The sequence below is a fragment of the Mesorhizobium sp. P3_A8 genome, from assembly GCF_056402995.1.
Genome location: NZ_JBFUGI010000005.1, coordinates 459,841 through 465,840, shown reverse-complemented (window position 1 = coordinate 465,840; position 6,000 = coordinate 459,841). Strand labels below are relative to the sequence as shown.

The 6,000-nt window shown below is 62.4% G+C and carries 6 protein-coding genes; 5 read left to right on the top strand and 1 reads right to left on the bottom strand.

Features of this window, described 5'->3' with window-relative positions:
* Positions 1 to 321: transposase (locus AC1DX4_RS15225; protein WP_477221083.1), on the top strand; the 321-nt coding region annotated here is incomplete at its 5' end.
* A 59-nt stretch (positions 322 to 380) separates the two neighbouring features.
* Here the strand turns inward: AC1DX4_RS15225 and AC1DX4_RS15220 are convergent.
* Positions 381 to 2,021, bottom strand: coding sequence for an acyl-CoA synthetase (locus AC1DX4_RS15220; RefSeq protein WP_477221082.1), 1,641 nt, complete (start codon positions 2,019 to 2,021; stop codon positions 381 to 383).
* Between the two features lie 201 nt (positions 2,022 to 2,222).
* On the opposite strand from AC1DX4_RS15220, the gene AC1DX4_RS15215 reads away from it, so the two are divergent.
* The 4 genes from AC1DX4_RS15215 to AC1DX4_RS15200 all read left to right on the top strand — a co-directional run bounded on the left by AC1DX4_RS15215 (position 2,223) and on the right by AC1DX4_RS15200 (position 5,993).
* Complete coding sequence (locus tag AC1DX4_RS15215; RefSeq protein ID WP_477221081.1) at positions 2,223 to 3,188, top strand: sugar-binding transcriptional regulator; 966 nt, start codon at positions 2,223 to 2,225, stop codon at positions 3,186 to 3,188.
* An 86-nt stretch (positions 3,189 to 3,274) separates the two neighbouring features.
* Entirely contained in the window at positions 3,275 to 5,329 is a 2,055-nt protein-coding gene (locus tag AC1DX4_RS15210) for a bifunctional aldolase/short-chain dehydrogenase (RefSeq protein ID WP_477221080.1), read from the top strand.
* A gap of 123 nt (positions 5,330 to 5,452) precedes the next feature.
* Positions 5,453 to 5,713: a ribbon-helix-helix domain-containing protein gene (locus AC1DX4_RS15205; protein WP_477221100.1), complete on the top strand. Its 261-nt coding sequence runs from the start codon at positions 5,453 to 5,455 to the stop codon at positions 5,711 to 5,713.
* Positions 5,706 to 5,993, top strand: coding sequence for a type II toxin-antitoxin system RelE/ParE family toxin (locus AC1DX4_RS15200; RefSeq protein ID WP_477221079.1), 288 nt, complete (start codon positions 5,706 to 5,708; stop codon positions 5,991 to 5,993). The genes AC1DX4_RS15205 and AC1DX4_RS15200 overlap by 8 nt, the downstream gene beginning before the upstream one ends.
* Positions 5,994 to 6,000 lie beyond the last annotated feature (7 nt).

Sequence of the window (6,000 nt, the reverse complement as noted above, 5' to 3'; positions counted from 1 at the left end):
GCCAAGCTCTTAGCTATCCTGCCCGAACTCGGCACCATGACACGCCGCAAAGCTGCAGCCCTTGCTGGCCTTGCACCACACCCAAACGACAGCGGACAAAAGCAAGGCTACCGCAAAATCCGTGGCGGGCGCCCTGATGTCAGAACCGCGCTGTTCATGCCAGCCCTGCGCGCCGCAGCTGGAAGGGGCGAATTCGCACCCTTCTACAAACGCCTCGTCACAAACCGAAAAAAGCCAATGGTGGCAATCGCTGCCGTCATGCGAAAGATCATCGTTACCCTAAATGCAAGACTAAGGGACGCCGCCATTTCTCAGAGTTGATGACGAAGTCGCCCAGGTCTGCGGCAAATTGTCGAGGCCTAGCAAGAATGACGGTGCGCTCACGCCACCTTGGCCATTTCCCGCAGCCGGAATTTCTGGATCTTACCGGTCGAGGTCTTTGGTATCTCCGCGAAAATCACCGCTTTCGGCACTTTGAAGCGGGCAAGCAGCGCGCGGCAGTGCTCGATGATCTCGGCCTCGCTCGCCGCCTTGCCGGGCTTCAGCTCGACATAGGCAACCGGCACCTCGCCCCATTTGTCGTCCGCGCGGGCAACCACACCGCATGACGCCACCGCCGGGTGTTTGTAGAGCGCATCCTCGACCTCGATCGACGAAATGTTCTCGCCACCGGAGATGATGATGTCCTTGGAGCGGTCCTTGAGCTGGATGTAGCCGTCGGGATGCATGACGCCGAGATCGCCGGAATGGAACCAGCCGCCGGCGAAGGCTTCGTCGCTTGCCTTGCGATTCCTGAGATAGCCCTTCATGACGATGTTGCCGCGGAACATGACCTCGCCGATCGTCTCGCCGTCGGCCGGCGTCGCCTGCATCGTCTCGGGGTCCATGATGGTAAGCCCTTCAAGCGCGGCGTAGCGCACGCCCTGCCGCGCCTTCTTGGCGCTGCGCTCGCCCTTTGCGAGACTGTCCCATTCGCTGTGCCATTCGTTGACCACGGCCGGGCCATAGGTCTCGGTCAGGCCATAGAGATGGGTGACGGCAAAGCCGGCATCGGCCATGCCCGACAGCACGGCTTCGGGCGGCGGCGCGGCCGCGGTGTTGAAGGTCACAGTCTGCGCGAACGTTCGCTTGTCCTCGTCCTTCGCGTTGATCAGCACCGACATCACGACCGGTGCTCCGCACAGATGGGTGACGCCTTGATCGGCGATGGCATCGTAGATCGGCTTCGGCCGCACCCAGCGCAGGCAGACATGGGTGCCGGCCTGGACGGCGAGCGTCCAGGGGAAGCACCATCCGTTGCAGTGGAACATCGGCAGCGTCCAGAGATAGACGGCGTGCTTGGCCATGCCGGCATGGATGGTGTTGGTGTAGGCCATCAGGGCGGCACCGCGATGGTGGTAGACGACGCCCTTCGGATTGCCTGTCGTGCCTGAGGTGTAGTTGAGCGAGATGGCGTCCCATTCGTCGTCCGGCATCGACCAGGCGAAATCCTCGTCACCGCCGGCGACAAAATCCTCATAGTCGATCGAGCCGATGCGCTCGCCCTTGGGATAGGGTGCGTCGGCGGCGTAGTCGGGATCGTCATAATCGATGACCAGCGGCTTGACCTTGGCCAGATCGAGGGCCTGCCGGACGACGCCTGAGAATTCGCGGTCGACGATCAGCACCTTGGTTTCGGCGTGGTCGAGCTGGAAGGCAATGACCGCGGCATCGAGGCGGGTGTTGAGCGAATGCAGCACCGCCTTGGTCATCGGTACGCCAAAATGCGCCTCCAGCATTGGCGGCGTGTTGGACAGCATGACGGTGACCGTATCGCCCTTGCCGATGCCGCGCTTTTGCAGCGCCGAGGCGAGCTTCAGCGAACGGCGCCAGAAATCGCGATAGCTGATCCGCTGGCCGCCATGAATGATGGCGATGTGGTCAGGATAGGTCTTTGCCGCGCGCTCCAGATAGGTGAGCGGCGTCAACGGCTGGTGGTTCGCCGCATTCCTGTCGAGATCCTGTTCGTAGGAATTGCCCATCCCGTTCTCCCCAAAGTCCTTTTCGACTTTCTAACCTTAGGACTCTCGTCAGGCCATCCCCCTGAATGGCCGAAAATGCTATGGTGTGCGGGCTTTGTGGAACGACGATCCGGGATCAGCCTTGTTGATAGGTGATCGCGCTCCAGCACGCCAATTTGACTTTTGTCGAGAGCCGTGACTAATGTCAGCCGAGGAGGCGGCATGGCGATCCGACCGGCAGAACAGCTCATTCACAAAGCCGCCTGGCTCTATTATGCGCATGGCCTGCGGCAGGACCAGGTTGCAAGCCAGCTTAACATTTCCCGTGCCTCGGTGGCCATGTATCTGCGCAAGGCGCGCGAGACCGGCATCGTCAACATCTCCACTTCGACCCAGTTGTTCACCGACGACGTGATGGCGCGCAAGCTTGAGGACGCGCTGAGCCTCGACGCGGTCTGGATCGCGCCGGAGAACGGCCATATCCCGGACCCGTCGACGGACATTGCCGTGCTGGCGGCGAGCGTGTTTCTCGAACTGGTCAAGAAGGGCGACCGCATCGGCGTCGCCTGGGGCCGCACCGTCTACATGATCGCCGACATCATGTCCTATGCCGACCTGCAGGATGTCACGGTGGTGCAGCTCTGTGGCAATCTCGGCGCGCCCTACTCTTACCGGCCCGACCAGTGCACGATGGAAATCGCGCGCCGGCTCAACGCCAAGGGCCTTAATTTCTATGCACCGCTGGTGCTGTCGACGGAAGATCTGGCGCGCGCGCTGCGGGCCGAGCCGGTGATCCGTGAACAATTGGCCGGCATCAGCGATTGCAATCTCGCGCTTTTTTCCGTCGGCACAGTCGATGCCGACAGCCATGTCGTCAAATGCGGCGCGCTGAACCCGGACGAAATGGCTGCGCTGCGCGGGATCGGTGCCGCCGGCGTGATCGCCGGACAGATCATCGACGCCAAAGGCGAGGCGCTCGACTGCAGCTACAACCGCCGGGTCATTTCGGCTGAACTCGCCTCGCTCGGTGCCATCGAAAAACGCCTGATGGTGGTGCAGGAGGACAGCAAGTTCGAACCGCTGCTGGCCGCGCTCGCCGGCGGACTTTGCACGCATCTGGTGGTTGGCGCGCATATGGCGCAGCGGCTGCTCGATCAGGCCGGAGCGGCGCCACAAAAAGCATCCTGAAAAGCAACCCTTCGCCGGCGCATTGTCATCAAGGCGTCGCGGCAATCCTGTTTCACCACCCAAGACAGCAACTGGACGAAGCGAACATGAAGAACTTGTGGAACGACGACGCGGCCGAGAAACTCGTTGCCGACTATGCCAAGAAAGGCGTCGGCCGCGACCTCGCGCTGCGCGTCTACACGACGCGGCTGCTGGGTGGCGTGCCGCAATTGGTCCTGCATGGCGGCGGCAACACCTCCTGCAAGATCAAGGCGACCGATCTCGTCGGTGACGAATGGGACGTGTTGTGCGTCAAGGGCAGCGGCTGGGACATGGCCGTCATCGAGCCGCAGGGACTGCCGGCGGTCAAGATGGGCGCCCTGCTCAAGGCGCGCGCGCTGGACAAGCTCGCCGACGAGGACATGGTGGCGCTGCAGCGGGCGAATCTCATCGACCCGTCTTCGCCCAATCCTTCGGTCGAGACGCTGCTGCACGCCTTCCTGCCGCACAAATTCGTCGACCACACGCATTCGACGGCCATCCTGGCGATCGTTGACCAGGAAGACTCGAAGCCGCTGGTGAAGACGGTGTTCGGCGAGAAGATGGGGTACGTGCCCTACATCATGCCGGGCTTCGACCTCGCCAAGGCAGCGGCCGACGTCTTTGACGCCGACCCGACGGTTGAAGGCCTGATCCTCGACAAGCACGGCATCTTCACCTTCGGCGACGATGCCAAACAAGCCTACGACCGGATGATCCACTATGTGAACGTCGCCGAGGATTATGTGGCCAAGCATGCCAAGCCGAAGGCGGCAACGGCAGCGCTGCCGGCAAAGCTCGCGACACCGGCGTCGATCGCGCCAATGCTGCGCGGTGCTGTCGCGGTGACACGCGGCGAAGGCCGCTTCGACCGCATGATCTCTGACTTCCGCACCTCCGATGCAATTGTCGATTTCATCAATTCATCGAAAATCGCTGACTATGCTGGACGTGGCGTGTCGACACCGGATCTGTCGATCCGCATCAAGACCGGCCCGATGGCGGTGCGGGCGCCGGATGCCGACAAGGCCGGCGACTACAAGGCCGTCATCAAGAGCCATGTCGACGCCTTCGTCAGCGACTACCGCGTCTATTTCGAGACCAATGACGCGCTCGACGACGTCAAGCGCACCATGCTCGACCCGATGCCGCGGCTGACGCTGGTGCCGGGGCTCGGCATGTTCGGCCATGGCCGCACGCTGAAGGATGCGAAGATCGCTTCGGATGTCGGCGAAATGTGGATCGAGGCGGTGCGCGGCGCCGAGGCTGTCGGCCGGTTCCATCCGCTGTCCAAGGCCGACCTCTTCCCGCTCGAATACTGGTCGCTGGAGCAGGCCAAGCTTGCCTCCAACAAGCCGAAGCCTCTGACCGGCCAGGTGGTGCTGATCACCGGCGGCGCCGGCGCGATTGGTGCTGCTACGGCGAAACTCTTCGCCGACAATGGCGCCCATGCCGTGGTCGTCGATCTCGATGGCGACAAGGCCGCTGACGCCGCGAAAAAAGCCGGCAACAATTCGATCGGCGTCGGCGCCGACATCACCGACCCGGCACAGGTACGCGCCGCCTTCGACAAAGCGGTTGCCGTGTTCGGCGGCGTCGACATTCTCGTCTCCAATGCGGGTGCGGCCTGGGAAGGCCGGATCGGCGAACTCGACGATGCGCTGCTGCGCAAGAGTTTCGAGCTAAATTTCTTCGCTCACCAGTCGGTGGCGCAGAACGCCGTGCGCATCATGCTCGAACAGGGCACCGGCGGCGTACTCCTGTTCAACACCTCCAAGCAGGCCGTCAATCCGGGCCCGAAATTCGGCGCCTATGGCGTGCCGAAGGCGGCAACTTTGTTCCTGTCCAGGCAATACGCGCTCGATTACGGCGCCCATGGCATTCGCTCGAACGCCGTCAACGCCGACCGCATCCGCTCGGGCATTTTGACCGATGCCATGATCGCCAGCCGCTCCGGCGCGCGCGGCGTGTCGGAGAAGGAATACATGTCCGGCAATCTGCTAGGCCAGGAAGTGACGGCGCAGGACGTGGCACAGGCCTTCCTGCATCATGCGCTCGCCGAACGGACCACCGCCGATGTGACGACGGTCGACGGCGGCAACATCGCGGCGGCGCTGCGGTAGGCAAAACTTTCCTTGTGATCCCCTGCCGGAAGGCWGGGGATCGACACTTAGGATACCGGAATCCTAACAAATATTGTTAGTTCTTGTGAAGCGTGATACAGGATAGGCATGAAAGCTGAACCGATGCGCACTCTCACCATCTCGCTCACCGCGCAGCAGATCGCGCGCCTGCAAAGCGCCATCGAAGGTGGTGGCTATGCCTCCAATAGCGAGATTGTCCGCGACGCTCTTCGCCTGTGGGAGCAGCGGGAGGAATTGCGCGCCCTTGAACTCGAGCACCTGAAACGCGCCTATGCCGACGGCATGGCCAGCGGCAAGCCGGTGGAAGTCGAACCTGCCGAGTTTCTACGCAATCTGAAGGCAGAACGCGGCGCCCGTGGCTAGATATCGGCTCACACCGCGTGCCTCGCAGGATTTGCGGGATATCTGGCACACAATAGCAATCGACAATGAAAAGGCAGCGGACAGGCTGCTGATGCGCATTTTTGAGAAACTGGACCTGGCGGCACAGCACCCCAAGATGGGGACAGCCCGGCCTGAGTTGAGCGCGACAGCCCGCGTGCTCATCGAAGGCCGCTACATCGTCATCTACGAACCGCAGCCGGACGGCGTCCTGGCTGTGGCTGTCGTCCACGGGATGCGCGATCCGGAACACTGGCTGTAAAGCGAGA

Coding starts and splice junctions, on each gene's coding strand:
- AC1DX4_RS15220 (WP_477221082.1), bottom strand. CDS start 2,021: ATGGGCAATTCCTACGAACAGGATCTCGACAGGAATGCGGCGAACCAC.
- AC1DX4_RS15215 (WP_477221081.1), top strand. CDS start 2,223: ATGGCGATCCGACCGGCAGAACAGCTCATTCACAAAGCCGCCTGGCTC.
- AC1DX4_RS15210 (WP_477221080.1), top strand. CDS start 3,275: ATGAAGAACTTGTGGAACGACGACGCGGCCGAGAAACTCGTTGCCGAC.
- AC1DX4_RS15205 (WP_477221100.1), top strand. CDS start 5,453: ATGCGCACTCTCACCATCTCGCTCACCGCGCAGCAGATCGCGCGCCTG.